The sequence below is a fragment of the Rhodococcoides corynebacterioides genome (assembly GCF_019834675.1).
GTDB lineage: Bacteria > Actinomycetota > Actinomycetes > Mycobacteriales > Mycobacteriaceae > Rhodococcoides > Rhodococcoides corynebacterioides_A.
The window spans coordinates 369,845-390,785 of sequence record NZ_JABUBU010000001.1; the positions used below are offsets into that span (position 1 = coordinate 369,845).

Consider the following 20,941-nt stretch of genomic DNA (forward strand, 5'->3'; position numbering starts at 1 on the left):
TGAACACACAATGTCGATCTTCCTGAACAAGAACAACAAGGTCATCGTCCAGGGCATCACGGGCGGCGAGGGCACCAAGCACACCGCTCTCATGCTCAAGGCCGGAACGCAGGTCGTGGGTGGCGTCAACGCCCGCAAGGCCGGAACCACGGTGTCCCACAAGGCCGCCGACGGTTCCGACGTCGAGCTCCCCGTCTTCGGCTCCGTCGCCGAGGCCATGGAGAAGACCGGCGCCGACGTCTCCATCGCGTTCGTGCCGCCGGCGTTCTCCAAGGACGCCATCGTCGAGGCCATCGACGCCGAGATCCCGCTGCTCGTCGTCATCACCGAGGGAATCCCGGTGCAGGACAGCGCCTACGCGTGGGCCTACAACGTCGAGAAGGGCGAGAAGACCCGCATCATCGGGCCGAACTGCCCCGGCATCATCACCCCGGGCGAGGCGCTGGTCGGCATCACCCCGGCCAACATCGCGGGCAAGGGCCCCATCGGCCTGGTCTCGAAGTCGGGCACCCTGACCTACCAGATGATGTTCGAGCTCCGTGACTTCGGCTTCTCCACGGCCATCGGCATCGGCGGCGACCCGGTCATCGGCACCACCCACATCGACGCCATCGAGGCGTTCGAGAAGGATCCCGAGACCGAGATCATCGTCATGATCGGTGAGATCGGTGGCGACGCGGAAGAGCGAGCGGCCGACTACATCAAGGCCAACGTGACCAAGCCGGTCGTCGGCTACGTCGCCGGCTTCACCGCTCCCGAGGGCAAGACCATGGGCCACGCCGGCGCCATCGTCTCCGGCTCCTCGGGCACCGCCCAGGCCAAGAAGGACGCCCTCGAGGCGGCCGGCGTCAAGGTCGGCAAGACGCCGTCCGAGACCGCCGCTCTGGCGCGGGAGATCCTCGAGAAGAAGTAGTTCCTCCGTCGCCGTCTGCGACACCCGAAGGCCGGTTTCCCGTGGGGGGACCGGCCTTCGGTCGTCCCCGCACCCTGCTGCGCCGGCGCAACGAGCCCCTCGACCCGGAGAAGTCCCGGACGCGCGGCTCACGTAAGAATCACCGCGATTCGAACGGTGGTCGGTCACGGACCGCGCCGGTGTACTGCAGGGCATGACGATCACCGAGAACCGTCCGACCGGAACCGGGGCGCGCTGGACCACCGCGCCGACCTCACCCGAGGGGTGGATCGACCGCGCTCGGGAGGTCGCGGCCATCCTCGCCGAGGACGCGGTCGCCCGGGACCGAGGCACGGACGCACCGCACGCCGAGGTGACCCTGCTGAAGGACTCGGGGCTGGCCACCGTGCTCGGTCCCGTCGAGTTCGGCGGCGGCGGTCAGACGTGGGAGACGGCGTACCGGCTGATCCGCGAGGTCGCGACGGCGGACGGGTCGATCGGGCAGCTGTACGGCTACCACCTGCTGTGGTTCTGGGCGGCCCGGCTGGTGGGCACCTCCGAGCAGATCGCCGCCGTGGAACAGGCCGCCACGGAGAATCGGTGGTTCTTCGGCGGTGCGGTCAATCCGCGGGACAACGACGTCGAGATCACCGACGAGGGCGACACTCTCGTCTACCACGGCGCCAAGACCTTCTCCACCGGCAGCCGCGTCTCCGACGTCACGGTGCTCGAGGGTGTGCTGGCGGGAACGGACACCCACGTCTTCGCCATCGTGCCCTCGGACTCCGAGGGCCTGACGTTCCACGACGACTGGGACAACATCGGTCAGCGTCGCACCGAGAGCGGCAGCGTCACCATCGATCACGTGCGCACGGAGTGGAGTTCGGCGGCGGGCTTCGTCGACAAGGTTTTCCAGCCGCGGGTCTACAACACGCTGAACGTGCCGATCATCCAGTTGGTGTTCGTGAACTTCTACCTCGGCATCGCCCGCGGCGCGCTCGACAGCGCGGCGGAGTACACCCGCACCACCACGCGGGCGTGGCTGCACTCCACCGTCGACAACGCGCTCGACGAGCCGTACATCGTCGACCTCTACGGCGACTACACGGCCAAGCTGTGGGCGGCCGAGGCGCTGGCCGATGCCGTTGCGGCGGAACAGCAACGGCTGCACGACGACGCCGATGCGGTCACCGAGACCCAGCGCGGTGAGCACGAGGTCCGCGTCGCGGCCGCCAAGGCGCGGGCGACGGAGGTCGCGCTCGAGATCACCGCCGGCATCTTCGAGGCGCTCGGCGCCCGGGCCACGGCGTCGAGCCACGGATTCGACCGGTTCTGGCGGAACGTGCGGACACACACGCTGCACGACCCGGTCTTCTACAAGCGGCGGGAAGTGGGCCGTCACGTCCTGACCGGTGAGCTGCCCACGCCCACTTGGTATTCCTGACCGCCTGCCCCGACCTGCCACCACCGAGAAGAACGAGAGACATGAGCACCGAGAAGATCGCCGACGCCGTGAAGTTCGCGTACTGGGTCCCCAACGTCAGTGGGGGACTGGTCACCAGCGACATCGAGCAGCGCACCAGCTGGGAGTACGAGTACAACAAGAAGCTGGCGCAGACCGCGGAGAACAACGGGTTCGAGTACGCGCTCAGCCAGGTGCGATACGAGGCCAGCTACGGCGCCGAGTACCAGCACGAGTCGACCAGCTTCAGCCTCGCCCTGCTGCTGGCCACCGAACGGCTGAAAGTCATTGCGGCCGTGCACCCCGGCCTGTGGCAGCCGGGGGTGCTGGCCAAGCTCGGCGCGACGGCGGATCACCTGTCGAACGGGCGGTTCGCGGTGAACGTCGTCAGCGGCTGGTTCAAGGACGAGTTCACTCACCTCGGTGAGCCGTGGCTCGAACACGACGAGCGGTACCGCCGCAGCGCCGAGTTCCTGCAGGTGCTGCGCAAGATCTGGACGGAGGACGACGTCGACTTCCGGGGCGACTTCTACCGGATCCACGACTTCACGCTGAAGCCGAAGCCGCTGAACACCCCCGAACGCCCCAACCCCGAGCTGTTCCAGGGCGGGAACTCCACGGCCGCACGGCAGAACGCGGGTCGCTACGCCGACTGGTACTTCTCCAACGGCAAGGACTTCGACGGCATCACCGAGCAGATCGACGACGTGCGCGAGGTGGCCCGAGCCCACGACCGTGAGGTGAAGTTCGGCCTCAACGGGTTCGTCATCGCCCGCGACTCCGAGAAGGAAGCCCGCGACGTGCTGCGCGAGATCGTGGCGAAGGCCAACCGCCCCGCAGTGGAGGGTTTCCGCGGCGCCGTGCAGCAGGCGGGCAACTCCACCGGGGACAAGAAGGGCATGTGGGCGGACTCGTCCTTCGAGGACCTCGTGCAGTACAACGACGGGTTCAAGACCCAGCTGATCGGGACGCCCGAGCAGGTCGCCGAGCGGATCGTCGACTACCGCGACCGCGGTGTGGACCTGATCCTGAGTGGGTTCCTGCATTTCCAGGAGGAGATCGAGTACTTCGGAGCCAAGGTGTTGCCGCTGGTCAGGGAGATCGAGGCATCGCGGTCGAGTGATCGGGACCGGATCGGCGCCGCCTGACCCCCATCCGAATGTTCCGTAGGGTGGCAGGCGAGATTTCCCCGACCACGGGGCCGCCCCACGAACAGGAGGACGAACTCGGATGAGTGTTTCGCCAGGAGAGTCGGACCGCCGACCGGGGGACGAGCCGAGCGGTTCGGCCCACCCGCCGATCGGAGCCGAGCCGACGGTGTCGGTGCCCACGGCGTCGGTGCCCACGGCGTCGGTGCCGGCTGCGTCGGCGCCCGGCGGGGATCCGGGCCGACACGGCCACACGGACACCGGAGCGCCCTCGTCGTCCGAGCGCCACGACAGCGAGAGCGACACCGACGACGCGACCACGACGGCCGAGAAGAAGGCCGCTGCGCTGCGTTCCGTCCGTCGGATCGCGTCCTTCGTGGTGCTTGGTACCGGCGTGCTCGCGTTCGTGCTCGGCCTGGCTGCGCGCTTCACGCTCGAGGGCCAGTCGACCAACTTCTTCGAGCAGGGCGGGGGTGACTCGACGTCCGTCGCGCTGTTCCTCGCCGCGGCGGTCGTGGTGGGTCTGTCGCTGCTGCCGAAGCAGGTGGCGCCCTGGCCGGTCGTCGCCGGTCTGTCGGTCGCCGGGGTGTTCACGCTGGTCTTCCAGCTGTTCAACGCCGGGTCGATCGTGACCCCGTTCGAGACCGTCCAGGTCGGGGTCGGCATCGGCGCGATTCTCGTGCTGATCCTCGGCCTCGTGCAGGCCGCCTCCGCGGTCGCGCTGGTGCTGCTCGACGCGGGGGTCGTGAGTCTGCCGGAGAAGCGTCCCGCGAAGCAGAACCCGTTCGGCGGCGGTTCGACGTTCGACCAACAGCAGGGTTTTGGGTCGCAGCAGGGTTACGGCCAGCCGCAGGGGTACGGCCAGCCCCAGGCCTACAACCAGCCGCAGGGTTACGGCCAGCCGCAGGGGTACGGCCAGCCCCAGGGCTACGGGCAGCCCCAGGGCTACAACCAGCCGCAGGGTTACGGCCAGCCGCAGGGTTACGGCCAGCCGCAGGGCTACAACCAGCCGCAGGGCTACAACCAGCCGCAGGGCTACGGCCAGCAGGGGTACGCCCGCCCGAGCTACGGACAGCCGGGCTACGGCCAGCCGGGCTACGGCCAGCCGGGCTACGGGCAACAGGGTTACGGCCAGCCGGACCACGGGCAGCAGGGCTACACCCCGTCGCCGCAGCCGGACTCGGGTGCGTCCGGTCCCGACGCGGGGTCGTCGGCCGACACCACCCGCGCGTTCGATCCGGTCGAGGACCGCGACCGCGGCTGACGCGGGCCGAGACCGTTCACCGACGGCGCGCCTGGACCACCCGGGCCGCCGTCGGTGGGATTCTGAGCGGCGATGACTTCGCTACTCGATCGTGACGCCGCTGCGCGGACCCGTCTGATGCCGACGCCCGACGAGGCTCGCCTGCTCCTGGGAGTCGCCTTCCGGCCGTCGGGCGTGCTGTTGGCCGTGGTGTCGGTCGTCGTGGTGCTGACGCTCGTTCTGGCGGGCAGCGATCTGACGGGCACGTTCGGCGCGCTCGCCGGGACGTGGCTCGCTGTTCATCAGGTGCCGCTGGGTATCGCGGGCGCCACGCTGTCGTTGCTGCCGATCCTGCCCACGCTGTTGTTGGTCCGCGGAGTGGCGCGTCAGGTGGCGCGCGCGGTAACGCCGTCGTCGACCCGTCGTGACGTGGTATGGGTGATCGTCGCGGCGCTAAGCGGGCCGCTCGCGATGGCCGTGGTGATGCTGGCGATGATCGGCGACGCGTCGACCGTCATCGCGATGAGTACGCCCGGATTCTTCGCCACCGTCGGGTGGGTGCTGGCGGTGCACGGGCTCGGCGCGGCCATCGGCTGCGTGCGGGGAACGTGGCCGACGCCGATCCATCGCACCGTCGTTCCGTCCTGGGCGCTGGCGGCGGCCGGTCCCGCTGCGCGCGCCGGCGCTGTTCTGGTGGCGGGCGGCGCGGTGGTGGTCGTGGGGTCGCTGGCGATGTCGATGTCGACCATGGGCGCGCTGCTCGAGTCCGGCGGTGGGGTCGGGGGCGCGCTCGGGTTGACCGCCCTGTCCGCCTTGTATCTGCCGAACGTCGTGGTGGCGGCGTCGGCCGTGGTGACGGGCGCGACGGCCGCTGCCGGCGCCGCGTCGGTCAGCGTGTTCGAGACCACGGGCGGCGAGCTGCCCGCGGTGCCCGTCCTGGCCGCGCTCCCCGAGTCCTCCGCGCAGATCTGGTGGCCGGTTCTCCTGGTGGTGCCGGCTGCGGCGGCCTTCGTGCTCGGGCGTTCCGCCGCGCGCGCGACCGCGACGCTCCCGGATGCGGTGCGGGCGGCGTCGTTGGCTGCGGTTCTGGTCTCGCTGGGGTGCGTGGTGGTGGCGGCGGTGTCCGGCGGCACCATCGGGACCTTCGGACGCTTCGGCGCCGACGTCGCCCTGTTCGGGGTCACGGCGTTCACCTGGTGCCTCGTGGTGGGGGTCGTCGTCGCGGGCGTCGCGGCGTACCTGCTGCGTCGTCACGACGTGCACGGGTGGGACGAGCACGACGCCGTGATCGACGACACCGTGAACGACGACACCGAGAACGACGACACCGACAACGACCACACCGAGAAGCACGACGCGCCCGCCGCCCTCCCCGCCGGGGCCGGCGACGCGGCCGACGAGCCGACCCCGACGCAGTCGGACGCCGAGGTCGTCGATGCCGAGGTGGTCGACGCCGAGGTCGTCGACGCCGAGGTGGTCGACCTCCCCGACGAGCCGGGAACGAAGGGCGTCTAGGCTTCTCCTCGCCCCCGCCCGTCGTTCGAAGCCGAGGAGAAGCGCGCTGTCTGCTCCGCCCGCGACGTCCCCCCGAGCCCGCGCGGCTCGGGTGGTGGTGCTGGCGTCGGGAGCCGGTTCGCTGCTTCGTTCGCTGGTCGAGGCCGCGGCGGCCCCGGATTTCCCCGCCGACGTGGTCGGTGTCGTGGTGGATCGCGAGTGTCCCGCCGAGTCCGTGATCGGGGCGACGCGGGTGCGCCCGTGCGATCACGCCGACCGCGCCGAATGGGACCACGCGATCACCGCCGCCGTGGCGCAGTTCGATCCCGACTACGTCGTGAGCGCCGGGTTCATGCGCATCCTCGGTCCGCACTTCCTGGCCCGCTTCGGTGGTCGCGTGTTGAACACGCATCCGGCGCTGCTGCCGTCGTTTCCCGGGGCGTGCGCCGTGCGCGACGCGCTGGCCGCCGGGGTGCGGGTCAGCGGCACCACCGTGCACCTGGTGGACGAGGGTGTCGACACCGGGCCGATCCTGGCGCAGGAAGCCGTACCGGTGCTCGTGAGCGACGACGAGTCGTCGTTGCACGAGCGCATCAAGATCGTCGAGCGGCGTCTGTTGATCGACGTGGTCGCCGCCGTCGCCGCCCGCGGAGTCATCATCGATGGACGAAAGGCCCTGATTCCCAGTGACTAGCCCCGAGAACCGTAGAGCCGTCCGGCGCGCTCTGGTCAGCGTGTACGACAAGAGCGGCCTCGACGAGCTGGCCGCGGGCCTGCACGCTGCGGGCGTCGAGATCGTGTCCACCGGATCGACCGCCAAGCGCATCGCCGACGCCGGGGTGCCGGTGACGCCGGTCGAGGAACTGACCGGGTTCCCCGAGACCCTCGACGGTCGGGTCAAGACCCTCCACCCGCGGGTGCACGCGGGCATCCTCGCCGACACGCGTCGCGACGAGCACGTGGCGCAGCTCGAGGACCTGGGTGTCGCTGCGTTCGAGCTCGTGGTGGTGAACCTGTATCCGTTCACCGACACCGTGGCGTCGGGTGCATCGGCGGACGAGTGCATCGAGCAGATCGACATCGGCGGACCGTCGATGGTGCGCGCTGCGGCGAAGAACCATCCGTCGGTGGCCGTGGTGGTCGACCCCGCTCGGTACGACGACGTCCTCACCGCGGTGACGACGGGCGGCTTCACCCTGGAGCAGCGAATCCGATTGGCGGCGCAGGCTTATCAGCACACCGCGGCGTACGACGTCGCCGTCGCGTCGTGGATGACCGAGTACTCGGCCGCCGACGAGGCGTTCCCGGCGTTCACCGGAGCCACCTACCGGCGCGCCGCGGTCCTGCGGTACGGCGAGAACCCGCATCAGGGTGGGGCGCTGTACGTGGATGCGACGTCGGGGTCCGGCATCGCGCGGGCCGAGCAGGTGCACGGCAAGGAGATGTCGTACAACAACTACACCGACGGTGACGCCGCGTGGCGCGCCGCGTTCGATCACGACGTGCCCGCGGTGGCGATCATCAAGCACGCCAACCCCTGTGGCATCGCCGTGTCGCGGAGCGGCTCGATCGCCGAGGCGCACCGCAACGCGCACGCCTGCGATCCGGTGAGCGCGTACGGCGGCGTCATCGCCGCCAACCGCGAGGTCACCGTCGAGATGGCCGAGCAGGTCGCCGAGATCTTCACCGAGGTCATCATCGCGCCGTCCTACGCCGACGGGGCGCTTCCGGTTCTGCAGCGCAAGAAGAACATTCGCGTGTTGATCGCCGAGCCGCCGGCCGCCGTTCCGGAGATCCGGCAGATCTCGGGCGGACTGCTGGTGCAGGACCGCGACCTCCTCGACGCCGACGGCGACGACCCGTCGGGCTGGACTCTCGCCGTCGGCGACGCTGCCGACGAGGCGCAGCTGGCGGATCTGCAGTTCGCCTGGCGTGCGTGCCGTGCGGTCAAGTCCAATGCGATCCTCCTCGCCTCGGACGGAGCGTCCGTCGGTGTCGGGATGGGCCAGGTCAACCGGGTCGATTCCGCGGAACTCGCCGTCCGCCGGGCCGGTGACCGTGCTCGCGGCGCCGTTGCTGCCTCCGATGCGTTCTTCCCGTTCCCCGACGGCTTTCAGATCCTCGCTGCCGCCGGCGTCACCGCCGTGGTGCAGCCGGGCGGGTCCATCCGTGACGACGAGGTGATCGCCGCTGCGCGTGATGCGGGCGTGACGATGTACCTCACCGGCTCCCGCCACTTCGCGCACTAGCCGACGCCCGTTCCGACGCGCCGAGTGCAGGCGCGTCAGAACGGGGGTGGTGTGTCCTCCGCCCGCGGTGGGGCGACGCCGTTGAGGGCGTTGCGGAGTCGGTTGCGGTTGCGTTCCTGCCGTCGGCGGGCGTGTTTCTGCTCGGTGCGTGGGGCGGGGCGAGTGGGTTCGGGTTCCGGTGGGTGGTTCTTGCCGGTGGCGGGTGGGTCGCCGAAGACGATCATGTCCAGGCCGGGGTGGGTGTCGAACCCCGTGTAGGCGGGGCCTAGGACGGTGCGTCCCTCCGGGATGATGAACGTCCGGATGACCCGGCCGGGGTGGTCGGGGTCGGGGTACTGGTCGTCGACGAAGTCGCCGAACGTTTTCAGTAGGTGGTGGAAGCGGCATTTGGCGCCGAGCCCGCAGGCCGTGGTCTGACCTCCCCGCTCCGGGTTGCGGTGGTCGTATTCGGTGATGTGGTCGAGGTCGCCGTCCCAGGCGGCTCGGTTGCAGCCGGGCCAGGCGCAGTACCGGTCGCGGGTGCGGATGTAGGTGTTCAGGGCCGCGGACGGGCGGTAGGGGTCGGCGGGTTGGGTGGCCGGGAGTGGGGCGTCGGTGCCGTCGCCGAGGGGGCGGATCAGGGTGTCGGGGTCGGCGGCGAGGTCGCGGATGTGAGCCCCGGAGACGATGCCGAGTCCGGCGATGTAGCCGACACCGTCCACCAGCTCCGGCGCGTGCCCGGACTCGGGACCGGCCTCGACCGCAACGGCGTCGACAGAAGCGCCCTCGACGGTCGAGACCGCCTCGGCTGCAACGTCCGCGGCCGCCGCGTCGTCGGTCGAGATCGTCTCGGCGGCAACGGAATCGGCGGTAACGGCATCGGTCGGAGTCTCCTCGTCCACGACTTCATCGACTGCGACGTTGTCGTCCGAGACCGCCTCCGCCGTAACGGCATCGGCCGCGTTCTCCTCGCCGGCAGTGCCGTCGACCGCGACCTCATCGACCGCGACCTCATCGACTGCGACCTCGGCGACGACCTGGTCTGCCGGAGCCGCGACCGCGGTCGTGTCGCCGTCCCGGGTCCGTGCATGCGCTGCCGGCTCTGCCGCAGCCTCGGCAGCGGCGGGGGTGGTGGCGGCGGTTGCGGGTACGGGTCCGGCGAGGGTGGTGGTGTCGGTGACGACGTGAATGACGATCCGTGCCGCGTTCGCCGCCACCTCATCCGCATCCACCGCCGCGAAGGTGCACTCCGGGCGTGCGCAGTCGCACCCGAACGGGGCGTGCTTGACGAGTGCGAACAACGCATCCGACGCCCGCGCGGTCTTCGTGCGACTGTCGTGCTTACAGACTTGTGCGGCGAGGCGTTCGACGACACGAGCGACGATGGCAGCCTGTTCGGCGGACATCGTCGCCCCCACCGTCGCCATCCCGTCGAGTCCGGCCTCGGTGAAGAAGCACCGCCCCTTCAAGGCTTCGTCGCGGCGTTCGCGGACGGCGTCGGGGTCACGGCGGTAGACCATCTGATCGCACAGATCCCGCACTCGGGCTGTCGACCACGTCCCCGGCTTACGGAGGGCGGCGGCGATGTCGGCGTCCACCAGTCCCTGATACGGCCGGCCGTGGATGAGTTCGGTGCGGGAGACGATGGCGCGGATGAAATTGGCGGAGACGACCCCGTCGCGTAGGCATTCCGCCACCCGGGGGAGTCGGTCACGCAGGGCGACGGCGTCGTCGAGGAGGCGTTCGGCGACGTACTGCGACACCGACAACGAGGTGGCGACGCGGGCGGCGCACTGGGCGAACGCATCGACCGCTCGCTCGTCGCGGTCTTCCTCCGGGACGACCAGTTCGGTGTGCAGGGCGGCGGCGTGCTGGTAGCGGCGCCATTCCAGGTAGGCCGCCCCCGCAGCCAGGTCGGCCAGGGCGTCGAGGTGCCCACCGACGGGCAGGTCGAACGAGGCGGACAGACCCATCGCAGCATGGTCACGCGAGGACCAGGCACCTCCCACCTGCGCATCCCCCACCGTTCCGACCCCCCGATCGCTCATGTGTTCGATTGTATCGAACCCCACCGACACGAACCAGCAAACCGACCGGAAACCGAGACAGCGCCGAACAAATCCCTCGAGGGGACGCTCGGCACGCTGTGATAGGCCTCCACCATGGACACGAGCAAGGGCCGGTGGTCTCGACGTGCACTGTGGCTCTCGGTCGCACTTCTCATCGCGACGGCGGTGTGGGCCGTCGCCACCACGGACGGTCCGGTGGCCCTGCGAGTCGACGCGTCGGGCGAGGTGACGCGCGTCGGATCCGTCTGGACGTTGGTGGGGGTGCTCGGCGGCATCGGTGGTGTGCTGGCTGCGACGTTCCTGGGGGCGCAACGGTTTCTGCCCCACCTCCCCGCGCGGCTGATCAACCTCCCGTCGGCCGAGGCGCATGCCTTCTGGACGGCGCCGGAGAACAGGAACGAGCTGCACCGACTGCTCGCCGAGGACCTCGAGTGGATCGGCGCGGCCACCCTGGTGCTGTTCTCCTGGTTGACGGCGGTCTGCGTCACGGCGGAGAATTCCGTGGCGGCATGGGCGCTCGTCGTTCCCGTGGTGGCGTACACGATCGCGGTCCTCGGCTACTCCGTTCACCTGATGCGCGGGGGCCGGTACCGCCCACGTTCCTGAGTCGAGGCGGGCTCGCACGGCGAACTGCTGTTCGAGCCCGCTGCACTCAGGCGCGCCGCAGGCGTCCCGTCACGGCGTCCACCGCGAGGAACGCGAGCAGCGATACGCCCAGAAGCGGCACGAACCACCCGACGGCGACGGTGACCATCGCCAGACCGACGACGGCACCGGGCGACAGGCGGCGGAGCGCTCCCCGCTGCGGCGGCCGGCCCACCGGCATCCCGCCCGTCCGAGACGGTTTGCGCTGGAACCACATTCGGTACCCGCCGACGATCACGGCCACCAACACCACGGCCAGGGCCAGCAGCGCGAGTTGACTGACCAGCCCGAACAACACGCCCATGTGCAGGCTGATGCCCCAGGTCGTCAGCTTGGCCGCCAGGGGCCAGTCGGCGAACCGTTGCACGTCGACCACACGGTCCGAAGCCCCGTCCACCGCAATCGAATCGGTGGAGAACACCCAGGGATCGCGGAGCTGCGACACCTGGAACGCCGTGTCGCCGGACGCGGGGATCGACGCCTCGACCGGCCCGGTGACATCGTTCTCGCGCGCGACGGCGAGGACGCCGTCGATCTGCCGCACGTCGACGGGCGACGCCGTCGCCACGTCCGACGCCCCGTGCCCGACGTGACCGGCGTGCTCGTCGTCGGTGTGGCCGGCATGGCCGGTCAGATCGGTGTCGACGGTCGGGGTGGTCCAACGCAGCGCGCTGCGGACGTCGGTGATGTTCGCTCCCGCGTAGGTCGACCACGTCAGTCCGGTCGCGGACAGGAAGACCAGGCCGACGACGATCCAGGCACCCCCGGCGCCATGAAGGTTCAGGGTGCGTCGCCGACCGCGGGTGGCGCGGTCGACGGTGAACAACCGGGCGTCGGACCGGGACCGCCGACGCCGGAAGCGCTCCACCCACAGGAACAGACCGCCCAGCGCGACGACGCCGAGCCACGAGGCGGCGAGTTCGCTGTAGAGACGTCCGATCTCACCGAGATGCAGTGTGCGGTGCAGCTCGCTGATCCAGGTGCGCAGGGGGAGCGAGCCGGACGAGCCGTACACCGTCGACTCGCCGACGGGTGTGGCGGAGGCGGGGTCGACGAACACGGCGGTGCGCTTCGACTCGCCGAGGCTCGGGTCGGTGAACAGGACCTTCGTGGTGTCACCGGCCTCGGTGGCCGGTCGGACGGCAGCGACGGTCAGATCGGGCCGCTCGGCCTGCGCGGCGAGTATCTGATCGGACACCGGGAGGGCCGGGCCGGTGTTGTCGGTGTGGAGCAGGTCGCGATAGACGACACTCTCGAGGGTCGGCGCGATCGCGTACAGGCCGCCGGTCACTGCCGCGATCAGGATGAACGGGGCGACGAAGACGCCGGCGTAGAAGTGCAGGCGCAGGATCAGCGGCCGCCAGCGGCGTGCGGGTGGAGGAGCGAGATCGGCTGTCGGCTCGATCTTCTCGGGTGTGGACACGGGTGTACTCGATTCCGGGGAGTGCGCGGCGGACGCCGCGACAACGGGGCATCACCCGACCGCACGGGGCGTCGGGTGACAGGTGGAAGGACTCAGCGGAATCGAGCAGGTGGCCCGCGCGTGCCCCGGCCCGAGTGGTCGATCAGACGACTCGGTGCGTCGAGGCGGGCGACGGGCAGTGACGGGCGGACCGTGTCGGTGTCGACCGTGACCGCGGCGAGCACGACGGGCACGATGCGGCGCATCGAACGGGCGGCCCGGACCGAGCCGGTCTCGGCGCCACGGACGGCCGCGGCTCCGACCGCCACGGCGACGGCGTGAGCGACGGCCATGCGGGGATCGAGCAGGGGCCCGTGCACGTGACCGTCGACGGCGACGAGCGTCAGGTGTCCGAGCGCCTGCGCCGCGACGAGCGCGGTGACCAGGGGGCCGGTGCCGCGTCGCGTCGACGCGATCCACCCGATGCCGAGACACACCGCGAGCAGCGCGACGACGGCGGACTGGGACGGTGCCGACGCCCCACCGAGATCGTGGGCCGCGGCGGTGACGAGCACGGACGAGACGCCGACGACGACGCCGCGCAGAGGCGCGCCGGTCGCCGGGGTTGTCACGGCGACACCCTACCCTCTGCTACGTGCTGTAGTAGTCACGATCGGTGGTCCGGATCCGAGAAGACCCGGCGATACGCCAACGCCAGCTCGAGCTCCAGCCGCCCCGGCCCGCCGATGGGCCGTCCCAGATCCTCCTCGGCGCGGCGGATCCGGTACCGCACCGTGTTCCGGTGCACCCCGAGACTGCGGGCGGCGGCGTCGAGACTGCGGTCGTGGCGCAGGTAGGCCGCCACGGTCCGTCGCAGTCGGTCCGACGCGGCGTCCGTCCCGTCGATGCCGCGTAGCTCGCGGTCGACGAACGCGCCGACGGCGTCCGGTCGGCCGCCCAGAAGGTAGGCGATCTCGACGTCCGCGTACCGCACCACGGCTGCCGCGCCGGGTGCCGCCTCGGCCACCGCCCGGGCGCGCAGCGCCTCGAGATGACTCCGACGGAACCCGTCCAGCCCCGTCCCGATCGCCCCGACGGCGATGCGCACGCCGCCGGGAACGCCGTCGGGAACGACGTCGGCCGAGACGTCGTCACCGGACACCCAGGCCCACACCGCGCCGGATCCCGCCGACACCGTCAGCACGCGATGCCCGGTGGGGAGGGCCTCGCGCAGCGCGGTGTCGAGATCGGTGGTGCCGGGTCCGTCGACCCACGCGACCAGTGCGAGATGCGTCGTCCGCGTCGGGTGGCCGAGACGCGTCGCGGCCACGCCGTCGTCGAGAAGCTCGCCGCGCACCACGGCCCGAACCGTCTCGACGCGGCGCGCGACGTCCCCGCGCAGATCGCGTTCGCGTTGCTCGGCGTAGGTGTCGGTGAGGACCTCGAGGGAGACGCTGATCCAGCGACTCGCACGTTCGAGCAGGCGAATCTGGATGCCGGGCACCAGGATCGGATCCTGGACGCGATCGGCCGCCACCTCCGCGACGTGGCGTACCAGCACCGTCTGCCCGGCTCGATAGATCTGCATCAGCACCTTCAGGGGAAGGCCGCGACGCGCGACGGTCCGGGCGAGCTCGTAGGCAGCGGGCGGCGGGACCACCTCGTCGGAATCGCCGGCGATCCACCCCAGCAACGCCCTGGCCTGCGCGAGGTTGCTGGCGTGCAGGTCGCGTCGCAGTTCGCGGTCGGCCGTCAGCGCGGCGACGTCGGCGGCGATCGCGTCGTCGAAACGGGCGACGACGGCCGCGACGGCGTCGTCCGCCAGCGTCTCGGTGACGAGGACGTGGACCCATCGATCGGCGTCGTCGGGTGCCGTCATGGTGTTGTCCTCCGAGAACAGAAGCGGGTGCCCGACTTGGCAGACAAGGCCAAGAGACGCGGGTCGGTGTTGTGCCACGATGCTAGAACATGGTGCAGGTCACAGCCTGCGCCGAGACCCGAGTCGAGGAGAACGCGCCATGACCACCGACCTGACCGGCCGAGTTGTCGCCATCACCGGCGGTGCCCGCGGCATCGGGCACGCCACCGCAGCCGCGTTCCTGGCGCGCGGAGCTCGGGTGGCCATCGGCGACATCGACGACGTCGCGGTGAAGGAGGGGGCGACGGCGCTGGAATCGACCGCCGACACCGCCCACACCCGTATCCATCACGACACCCTCGACGTCACCGACCCGGAGTCGTTCGACCGCTTCCTCGACGGCGTCGAGGCCACCCTCGGCCCGATCGACGTCCTGGTCAACAACGCCGGCATCATGCCGGTCGGGCGCGTGGTGGACGAGCCCGACGCCCTCACCCGACGCGTGCTCGACATCAACGTCCTCGGCGTCATCACCGGCTCGAAACTGGCTGCGCGACGGATGCTTCCGCGTGGACGCGGGCACATCGTCAACATCGCCTCCGCAGCCGGCGAGACCTACTCGCCGGGACTCGCGACGTACTGCGCCAGCAAGTTCGCCGTGGTCGGGTTCACCGACGCCGCCCGCCTCGAACATCGCGGCACCGGAGTGGAGTTCTCGCTGGTGATGCCGTCGTTCGTCAACACCGAACTCACGGCGGGCACCTCGGGGGCGCGCGGCTTCCGCAACGCCGAGCCCGACGAGATCGCGCGCGCCGTGGTGTCGCTGATCGACAAGCCGCGCTCCCGCGTGCGGGTGACCCGCCTGTTCGGGGCGGCCGTGGTGAGCCAGAAGTTCCTCCCGCGGCCGCTCGCGGAGGCGATGTCGCGGGCTCTCGGCGCCGACGACGTCTTCCTCGGCTCCGTGGACCAGGGGGCGCGGCGCGCGTACGAGGAACGAGCCCGTCACAGCTGACCGGGGGCGCTCGTGGTGACGCCTACGCTGGCGGAATGCTCCTCTTCTTCGGCTACGGCAGCAAGCGTCGACAGCTCGGCGCCGGCGGGGTCCACACCTGTCCGCGCTGCCACAACACCACCCAGTGGGCGCGCATGCGCCAGTACAACCAGCTGACGGTGTTCTTCGTGCCCGTGCTGCGGTGGAAGCGGGTCACGTTCGAGCAGTGCGGAATCTGCGGCCAGACCACCGCGGCGTAGCGGGCTTCTACGATGGAGTCCATGACCACCGCCACGCCGCCGGAGGCGTCGACCGACGCCGGGACCCGTCCGGACGCAGGAAGTGCGACGCCGTTCCCCCGGGCGTTGCCGTGGCTGATGATCGTGGCGGGCGTCGTCGGGCTCGTGGCGTCCTTCGTCCTCACCGTCGAGAAGTTCGCCCTGGCCGCCGACGCGACCTACGTGCCGTCGTGCAGCATCGACGCCGTCGTGAACTGCGGATCGGTCATGGGGTCGGCGCAGTCCGCGGTGTTCGGCTTTCCCAACTCGCTGCTCGGCATCGTCGGCTTCACCGCCGTGCTCGGGACCGGGGCGGCGCTGCTGTCCGGCGCGCGGCTCGGCCGCGGGTACTGGGCGGGGCTGCAGTCGGGGCTGACCGCCGCCGTCGTGTTCGTCCACTGGCTGCTGTTCCAGAGCCTGTACGTCATCGGCGCACTGTGCCCGTACTGCATGGCCGTGTGGGTGTCGACGGTCACCGTGTTCTGGTTCGTCACCCTGCGCTCGCTGCACCACGGGGTGTTCTCTCGCCGGGTGTCGGCGCACGCGCTGACCGCGCCCGTGAACGCCGTCGTGCCGCCGGTGGCCTGGCTGATCGCCGTCGGCGCGCTCGTCTTCTACCGATTCGGTGCCTTCTGGGCCTGAATGCAAAGTGTCTGTAAAGAGTCGCGGACGGTCCGCGGTGCATGACGCCGGTCACACCTAGGGTTCTGGTTCGAGGTCGCCCGTCCCGGCGGCTCTCCCCGGACCGAAAGGCATCCCATGAGTGCACCGGCGAGCCCCGCAGGGTCTGCCCACCCGGCACCGTCCACCCGGCGCGCGGTCTTCAACACCGTGCGCGGGTCGCTCGGCAACCTGGTCGAGTGGTACGACGTCTACGTCTACACCGTGTTCGCGTCCTACCTGCAGTCGAGCTTCTTCGCCGACGGTGAGCCCAACGCCGGCATCTACACCATGGCGATCTTCGCCGTCACCTTCGTCATGCGGCCCATCGGTTCCTGGTTCTTCGGCCGCTTCGCCGATCGGCACGGGCGCCGACCCGCGCTGGTGTTCTCGATCTCCGTCATGGCGGGCGCGTCGCTCCTCATCGCGATCACCCCCACCGCGGAGAGCATCGGCTCCCTCGCCGTGGTGATCCTGGTGCTGTGCCGCCTGCTGCAGGGTTTCGCCACGGGCGGTGAGTACGGCACGTCCGCGACGTACATGTCCGAGGCCGCGACGCCGGGTCTGCGCGGCTTCTTCTCGTCGTTCCAGTACGTCACGCTCGTCGGCGGCCACGTGCTCGCCCAGATCACCCTGCTGGTGCAGCAGGCGTTCCTCACCGACGAGCAGATCCGCGAGTTCGGCTGGCGCATCGCGTTCCTCATCGGCGCGCTCGGTGCCGTGGTGGTGCTGTACCTGCGCCGCGCGATGGACGAGTCGCTGCACACCGACACCGAGGACAAGCGTCGTGGCTCGATGACCGAGCTGTTCACCGCGTACCCCAAGCAGCTGCTGGTGTGCTTCCTGGTGACCCTCGGCGGCACCGTCGCCTTCTACACTTACAGCGTCAACGGCCCGCTGATCGTCAAGAGCACCTACACGGACCGCGGCATGACCGCCACGTGGATCAACCTCGCCGCGCTGGTGTTCCTCATGCTGATCCAGCCGCTCGGGGGTCTGCTCAGCGACAGGATCGGCCGCAAGCCGCTCCTGGTCGGATTCGGTGTGGCCGGTGTCCTGTGGTCCTGGACCTTCCTGAACCTGCTGCCGAAGGTGGAGACGCCCATGGTGTCCTTCCTCCTGCTGGCCGGCACGTACGTCATCTTGACCGGCTACACCTCGATCAACGCCATCGTGAAGGCCGAGCTGTTCCCCGCGCACATCCGCGCTCTGGGACTGGGCCTCGGGTACGCGCTGGCCAACTCCATGTTCGGCGGCACGGCCCCGGTGATCTACGAGACGGCCAAGGAGAAGAACGCGCTCGACGCCTTCGGCATCTACGTCACTGTCGCCATCGGCATCTCGCTCCTGGTCTACGTCTTCGTGCTGAAGAACCGTCAGCAGACGTACCTCGACCGCGAGCAGCTCGCCCATCGGGATCGCGTCACGGTGCAGTAGGTTCGACGGCTGGAGGTGGGTCGGTGCAGGTGCTCGTCGTCGAGGACGATCTCGGCGTCGCCGATGCTCTCACCCACGCCCTCCGGCGGCAGGGGTGGTCCGTCCGCCACGCCGCGACGGGAGCGGCCGCCCTCGACCTGATCGACGACGCGGACATCGTCCTGCTGGACATGGGTCTGCCGGATCACGACGGACTGTGGGTCTGTCGGCGGATCCGGCAGACCTCCGCGGTGCCGATCGTCGCCCTCACCGCGCGTCGTCACGAGGACGCGGTGGTGGGGGCGCTGCGCGCGGGGGTCGACGACTACGTCACCAAGCCCTACAGCGTCCCCGTCCTGCTCGCGCGCATGGACGCCGTCGTGCGTCGCACGGTGGGACGGGCCGCGACCCCGACGCCGGATCCGGGCTTCCGCTTCGACCCGGACACCCGCGAGGTCTGGGGGCACGACGGCACGCCGCGGGCCTTGACGGCGAAGGAGAGCGAACTGCTGGTCGCCCTCGCCCGCACCCCCGGGCGGCCGGTGAGCCGGGCAGCGCTGATGGAGGAGGTGTGGGACACCACGTGGGTGGGCGCGTCGCGCACCCTGGACGTGCACGTGGCCTCCCTGCGCGCGAAGCTGCGTGACCTCGCGGCGGTGGAGTCGGTGCGCGGCGTCGGATACCGCCTCGTGGTGACCTCGACGTGAGCCGAGCATGAGACGGCGACTGCTGATCCTCGCGATCACGCTGACGGCCGCGGTCCTGACGGCGCTGATCGCTCCGCTCGTCACCGCGTACGCGGAGGAGCGGGCGGTCACCCTGCACGAGCAGCGCCTCGCCGCCGCCACCCGGTTCGCCGCGCTGGTCGACGATTCCACGTCCGGGGCACCCGCTCTGCTCGAACCCGACCTCGCGCGGTACGACGCCGTCGTCGGCAGCACCCGCAGCGCCGTGATCGGTACGGACGGCAGCACTCTCGCGTCCGGAAGGGAGATCGGCGCGGGGCCGGCGGTGACGCCGGGGTACGACGACGCGGTCGAGCGGGCACTGGCCGGCACGCCCACCGCGGCGCCGTCGGCGCTCTGGCCGTGGCGGACCGACCCCATGATCGTGGCGACGCCCATCGGGCGCGACGGGCAGATCCTCGGCGCCGTCGTGATGATCGTCGACACCGCCGGTCCGCGTGACGACGTCGCCACCGGACTGGCCGTAGCCGCGGCGGGCGGCGTCGCCCTGCTCGCGCTGGTGGCGTTCCTCGTCGGAGTTCCGTTGGTGTCGTGGGTGGTTCGCCCGGTGGACCAGTTGACCGAGCGTGTGCAGGCGCTCGCCGGCGGGCACCGTCCCGGCGCGGCGGACGGTGGCGGACCGCCCGAGCTGCGTCGGCTCGCGACCTCCTTCGACGAGATGGCTCGCGCGGTCGAGTACTCGCGCAGCCAGCAACGGGACCTGATCGCCGACGTCTCGCACCAGCTGGCCAATCCGCTGACGGCGATGCGGCTGCGACTCGACGGCCTCGCGGCCGACGACCCCGCGGTCGAACCCGTTCTCGCCGAAGCGGATCGGATGGCCCGAGCGCTCGAGGGCGTCATCGAGGTCAGCCGCGCCGGAGGGCACGACCGACGCCGCGTGGCGGTGGACGTGGCCGCGCAGATCCGCGAGCGAATCGCGTTGTGGGAGCCACTGTTCGACGGCAAGCTGCAGGTGAACGGAGTCGCGACCGAGGCGCCGGCCGTGCTCGAGGAGGACCTGGTCCCGACGATCGTCGACACACTGCTAGACAACGCCGTGAAGTACGCACCGGACTCCGTCGTCGAGGTCACGCTGAGTCGTACCGGGGGCGACGAGGCGAGCCGGTACGTGCTGACGGTGCGCGATCACGGCGGTCCGGCCGGCGCCGACCCGACGGACAGCGCTCTCGGGGACACTGCTCTCACGGACACCGAGGCGGCGGAGTTGGGCGAGCGGTTCCACCGACTGCCGCGTCACGCCAACGTCGACGGCACCGGCCTGGGACTGTCGATCCTGGTGCTCCGCGTCCGCGACGCCGGCGGGTCCGTCGTGCTCGAGGCCGCGCACCCGGGCCTGCGATGCGTCACGACCCTCCCCGCGCGTCCCGGTCCCGGAACCAGCGCAGCGATCCCGGATGGAGCGGCACCGGGGCGGTGAACATCCCGGCGGCGACGGTGGGTTGACGGACGGTCGGGGCCCGCCGGGCGACGTCGTCCTGGCGGTCGAAGAGAACCGACGTCAATCCGTACACCGTGTCCTCGGCCAGGCTCGGCGCGGCGACCAGGTAGGTCTTGATGCTCACCGTCGTCGCGTCCGTGGGCAGGCCGTAGGGGCCGCGGGGGAGCGGGCCGGTGACGTAGCTCGGTCCCCACCGCTCCACCAACGGATCGACGAGCCCACCGATGTCCAACGCGCGCAACGGTACTCGGGTGCCGAGCTCGACGAGGGTGCGGACGGGGAAGCCGCTGACGAACGCCACGGCGTCGGCGGTGCCGGCCGCCAGGTCCGCCGCGGCGTCGCTGAGGGAGCGGGGAACGTAGCGGACGTCGTCGGGGCCGAGGCCCGCCGCCTCGAGGCATCGCGCCACGGCCAGCCGGGTGCCCGATCGCGCCTCTCCGCCGACGATTCGGCGGCCGGCCAGATCCGCCGGCGTGCGGACCGGGGAGTCCCGCCGCACCAGGATCTGCAGGAAACTGTCGTACAGGCGCGCCACGGCGACGATCGGCATCGGCTCGGTGAACGGATCCGTCCCGGCCACGGCCGACGTGGCGGTGTCACCCAGACAGAACCCGACGTCCGCGGCCCCGGTCAGCACGTCGTCGACGTTGGCCACCGATCCGGCAGTGGTCACCACTGACGTCGTCAGGGACGGCATGGCCGTGCGGGCTTCCTCCGCGAGTGCCCGTCCGTACTCGTCGAACACGGCACCGGGGTTGCCGGCCGCGATGCGCAGGGTTCCGGACGCCGACTGCCAGGGCGCGGCGGACGCGCAGCCGGAGAGGGCGGCGGCAGCGACCGCGCCGACGCCCGCGCGGAGGAACTGCCTGCGATCGACCATCGCGTCGGAGTCTAGGACCGGGCCGCGACGCCGTGGGCCGGAGTGCCCGGCGGATAGTTCGCGGCCCGGCGGGGTACCCGGTCCCGTC

Annotated in this window: 19 protein-coding genes; 14 read left to right on the top strand and 5 right to left on the bottom strand. The window is 70.8% G+C overall.

The features are described 5' to 3' along the window. The first annotated feature begins 10 nt into the window (after nt 1–10). The 7 genes from sucD to purH all read left to right on the top strand — a co-directional run bounded on the left by sucD (nt 11) and on the right by purH (nt 8,488). On the top strand, nt 11–913 hold the full coding sequence (sucD, locus tag HQ603_RS01760) for a succinate--CoA ligase subunit alpha (RefSeq protein ID WP_068102750.1): 903 nt from the start codon (nt 11–13) through the stop codon (nt 911–913). A gap of 193 nt (nt 914–1,106) precedes the next feature. Further along, entirely contained in the window at nt 1,107–2,336 is a 1,230-nt protein-coding gene (locus HQ603_RS01765; RefSeq protein ID WP_222682646.1) for an acyl-CoA dehydrogenase family protein, read from the top strand. Between the two features lie 41 nt (nt 2,337–2,377). Further along, entirely contained in the window at nt 2,378–3,502 is a 1,125-nt protein-coding gene (sfnG, locus tag HQ603_RS01770; protein WP_222682647.1) for a dimethylsulfone monooxygenase SfnG, read from the top strand. A gap of 82 nt (nt 3,503–3,584) precedes the next feature. Continuing rightward, nucleotides 3,585–4,766 (top strand): DUF5336 domain-containing protein, encoded by a 1,182-nt coding sequence (locus HQ603_RS01775; protein ID WP_222682648.1) that lies wholly within the window; start codon nt 3,585–3,587, stop codon nt 4,764–4,766. Between the two features lie 72 nt (nt 4,767–4,838). After that, nucleotides 4,839–6,260: a cell division protein PerM gene (locus HQ603_RS01780; protein WP_222682649.1), complete on the top strand. Its 1,422-nt coding sequence runs from the start codon at nt 4,839–4,841 to the stop codon at nt 6,258–6,260. A gap of 46 nt (nt 6,261–6,306) precedes the next feature. Beyond that, nucleotides 6,307–6,933 (top strand): phosphoribosylglycinamide formyltransferase, encoded by a 627-nt coding sequence (gene purN / locus HQ603_RS01785; protein ID WP_261773272.1) that lies wholly within the window; start codon nt 6,307–6,309, stop codon nt 6,931–6,933. Continuing rightward, nucleotides 6,926–8,488: a bifunctional phosphoribosylaminoimidazolecarboxamide formyltransferase/IMP cyclohydrolase gene (purH, locus tag HQ603_RS01790; protein WP_222682651.1), complete on the top strand. Its 1,563-nt coding sequence runs from the start codon at nt 6,926–6,928 to the stop codon at nt 8,486–8,488. The genes purN and purH overlap by 8 nt, the downstream gene beginning before the upstream one ends. A gap of 35 nt (nt 8,489–8,523) precedes the next feature. Here the strand turns inward: purH and HQ603_RS01795 are convergent, their stop codons facing one another. Beyond that, entirely contained in the window at nt 8,524–10,515 is a 1,992-nt protein-coding gene (locus tag HQ603_RS01795; RefSeq protein WP_222682652.1) for a DUF222 domain-containing protein, read from the bottom strand. 114 nt (nt 10,516–10,629) lie between these two features. Between HQ603_RS01795 and HQ603_RS01800 the strand changes: the two genes are divergently transcribed. Beyond that, a complete protein-coding gene (locus tag HQ603_RS01800; protein WP_222682653.1) occupies nt 10,630–11,142 on the top strand; it encodes a hypothetical protein in 513 nt (170 codons plus the stop codon). A 46-nt stretch (nt 11,143–11,188) separates the two neighbouring features. On the opposite strand, the gene HQ603_RS01805 is transcribed toward HQ603_RS01800, so the two are convergent. The 3 genes from HQ603_RS01805 to HQ603_RS01815 form a co-directional block, all read right to left on the bottom strand. Next, the gene (locus HQ603_RS01805; protein WP_222682654.1) at nt 11,189–12,604 is read right to left on the bottom strand and encodes a PepSY-associated TM helix domain-containing protein; all 1,416 of its coding nucleotides are present in this window, start codon (nt 12,602–12,604) and stop codon (nt 11,189–11,191) included. Between the two features lie 92 nt (nt 12,605–12,696). Further along, nucleotides 12,697–13,215: a hypothetical protein gene (locus tag HQ603_RS01810; protein WP_222682655.1), complete on the bottom strand. Its 519-nt coding sequence runs from the start codon at nt 13,213–13,215 to the stop codon at nt 12,697–12,699. 35 nt (nt 13,216–13,250) lie between these two features. Next, entirely contained in the window at nt 13,251–14,462 is a 1,212-nt protein-coding gene (locus tag HQ603_RS01815) for a PucR family transcriptional regulator (protein WP_222682656.1), read from the bottom strand. 139 nt (nt 14,463–14,601) lie between these two features. Between HQ603_RS01815 and HQ603_RS01820 the strand changes: the two genes are divergently transcribed. From HQ603_RS01820 to HQ603_RS01845, 6 genes are all read left to right on the top strand, one after another. Continuing rightward, the gene (locus HQ603_RS01820; RefSeq protein WP_222682657.1) at nt 14,602–15,453 is read left to right on the top strand and encodes an SDR family oxidoreductase; all 852 of its coding nucleotides are present in this window, start codon (nt 14,602–14,604) and stop codon (nt 15,451–15,453) included. A 35-nt stretch (nt 15,454–15,488) separates the two neighbouring features. Next, complete coding sequence (locus HQ603_RS01825; protein WP_222682658.1) at nt 15,489–15,692, top strand: zinc-ribbon domain-containing protein; 204 nt, start codon at nt 15,489–15,491, stop codon at nt 15,690–15,692. A 21-nt stretch (nt 15,693–15,713) separates the two neighbouring features. Next, nucleotides 15,714–16,352 (top strand): vitamin K epoxide reductase family protein, encoded by a 639-nt coding sequence (locus HQ603_RS01830; protein WP_222682659.1) that lies wholly within the window; start codon nt 15,714–15,716, stop codon nt 16,350–16,352. 117 nt (nt 16,353–16,469) lie between these two features. Then, nucleotides 16,470–17,807 carry an MFS transporter gene (locus tag HQ603_RS01835; protein WP_222682660.1) on the top strand — a complete coding sequence of 446 codons (1,338 nt, stop codon included), beginning with the start codon at nt 16,470–16,472 and terminating at the stop codon, nt 17,805–17,807. Nucleotides 17,808–17,830: 23 nt separating this feature from the next. Next, nucleotides 17,831–18,493, top strand: coding sequence for a response regulator transcription factor (locus tag HQ603_RS19070; protein WP_222682661.1), 663 nt, complete (start codon nt 17,831–17,833; stop codon nt 18,491–18,493). A gap of 7 nt (nt 18,494–18,500) precedes the next feature. Further along, a complete protein-coding gene (locus HQ603_RS01845) occupies nt 18,501–19,952 on the top strand; it encodes a sensor histidine kinase (RefSeq protein WP_222682662.1) in 1,452 nt (483 codons plus the stop codon). On the opposite strand, the gene HQ603_RS01850 is transcribed toward HQ603_RS01845, so the two are convergent. Further along, on the bottom strand, nt 19,879–20,853 hold the full coding sequence (locus HQ603_RS01850; RefSeq protein WP_222682663.1) for a TAXI family TRAP transporter solute-binding subunit: 975 nt from the start codon (nt 20,851–20,853) through the stop codon (nt 19,879–19,881). The two genes, HQ603_RS01845 and HQ603_RS01850, sit on opposite strands and share 74 nt — an antisense overlap. Between the last annotated feature and the right edge of the window lie 88 nt (nt 20,854–20,941).

What these genes read in the sequence shown, in the direction of transcription:
- sucD (WP_068102750.1), top strand. Translation starts at nt 11, where the DNA reads ATGTCGATCTTCCTGAACAAGAACAACAAGGTCATCGTCCAGGGCATC.
- HQ603_RS01765 (WP_222682646.1), top strand. Translation starts at nt 1,107, where the DNA reads ATGACGATCACCGAGAACCGTCCGACCGGAACCGGGGCGCGCTGGACC.
- sfnG (WP_222682647.1), top strand. Translation starts at nt 2,378, where the DNA reads ATGAGCACCGAGAAGATCGCCGACGCCGTGAAGTTCGCGTACTGGGTC.
- HQ603_RS01775 (WP_222682648.1), top strand. Translation starts at nt 3,585, where the DNA reads ATGAGTGTTTCGCCAGGAGAGTCGGACCGCCGACCGGGGGACGAGCCG.
- HQ603_RS01780 (WP_222682649.1), top strand. Translation starts at nt 4,839, where the DNA reads ATGACTTCGCTACTCGATCGTGACGCCGCTGCGCGGACCCGTCTGATG.
- HQ603_RS01795 (WP_222682652.1), bottom strand. Translation starts at nt 10,515, where the DNA reads ATGAGCGATCGGGGGGTCGGAACGGTGGGGGATGCGCAGGTGGGAGGT.
- HQ603_RS01800 (WP_222682653.1), top strand. Translation starts at nt 10,630, where the DNA reads ATGGACACGAGCAAGGGCCGGTGGTCTCGACGTGCACTGTGGCTCTCG.
- HQ603_RS01815 (WP_222682656.1), bottom strand. Translation starts at nt 14,462, where the DNA reads ATGACGGCACCCGACGACGCCGATCGATGGGTCCACGTCCTCGTCACC.
- HQ603_RS01820 (WP_222682657.1), top strand. Translation starts at nt 14,602, where the DNA reads ATGACCACCGACCTGACCGGCCGAGTTGTCGCCATCACCGGCGGTGCC.
- HQ603_RS01825 (WP_222682658.1), top strand. Translation starts at nt 15,489, where the DNA reads ATGCTCCTCTTCTTCGGCTACGGCAGCAAGCGTCGACAGCTCGGCGCC.
- HQ603_RS01830 (WP_222682659.1), top strand. Translation starts at nt 15,714, where the DNA reads ATGACCACCGCCACGCCGCCGGAGGCGTCGACCGACGCCGGGACCCGT.
- HQ603_RS01835 (WP_222682660.1), top strand. Translation starts at nt 16,470, where the DNA reads ATGAGTGCACCGGCGAGCCCCGCAGGGTCTGCCCACCCGGCACCGTCC.
- HQ603_RS01845 (WP_222682662.1), top strand. Translation starts at nt 18,501, where the DNA reads ATGAGACGGCGACTGCTGATCCTCGCGATCACGCTGACGGCCGCGGTC.
- HQ603_RS01850 (WP_222682663.1), bottom strand. Translation starts at nt 20,853, where the DNA reads ATGGTCGATCGCAGGCAGTTCCTCCGCGCGGGCGTCGGCGCGGTCGCT.